General features: G+C 57.4%; 1 protein-coding gene. It reads left to right on the top strand.

Annotated features, from left to right (window positions below):
* Window positions 1-262: 262 nt before the first annotated feature.
* The coding region (locus GOB83_RS14700) for an IS110 family transposase (RefSeq protein WP_165926633.1) at window positions 263-648 on the top strand (386 nt) is incomplete at its 3' end.

Raw genomic sequence — 648 nt, 5'->3', positions numbered from 1 at the left:
GGGCAAGAGGCATGGTCGCCCCACCCCACTCCTTGCCTCCTGAGCAAAAAGGCCACCTCCCCGGCACAAGGGACTGGCTGCACCAGAGGGCGCGTGTGACGCGCCAGCCGTAGGCCGCCGAAGGCGTCTGGTGAAACCGCCGGCCTTGCGCACTGGTGCAGGCACAAGGTCATGACTGTCCACAAGATGGGGTGGACGGCCTCCTTGTGGCATCAATGTGCCATGATGGAGGTTGATGCACCATCAGGAGGAGACCATCCGCATGAAAGCTAGCATAATTGGCCTGGATATTGCCAAATCCGTATTTCAGGCTCATGGCGCTGACGCAAGTGGAAAGTGCGTTTTCAAACGCAAGCTTGGGCGGAGTGAAGTGTCTGCATTTTTTGCAGAACTTGAACGCTGCGAAGTTGTCCTGGAAGCCTGCGGGTCTGCTCATTACTGGGCTCGGGTGATCAGCCGCGCGGGTCATGATGTCAAACTCGTCTCCCCCGATCGGGTCCGACCTTTTGTGAGAAAAGGCAAAAAGAATGACGCCGTTGATGCGGCGGCGATCTGTGTGGCGGCAACTCACCCTGATACAATGTTTGTTCCGATCAAGACCGAAGAACAGCAGGGCGTGTTGTCTCTGCATTCGACCCGTGCTCTTCT

This window comes from Acetobacter fabarum, assembly GCF_011516925.1.
Classification (GTDB): domain Bacteria; phylum Pseudomonadota; class Alphaproteobacteria; order Acetobacterales; family Acetobacteraceae; genus Acetobacter; species Acetobacter fabarum.
The sequence above is the reverse complement of the archived record's forward strand: the minus strand, read 5'-3'. Positions and strand labels throughout refer to the sequence as shown.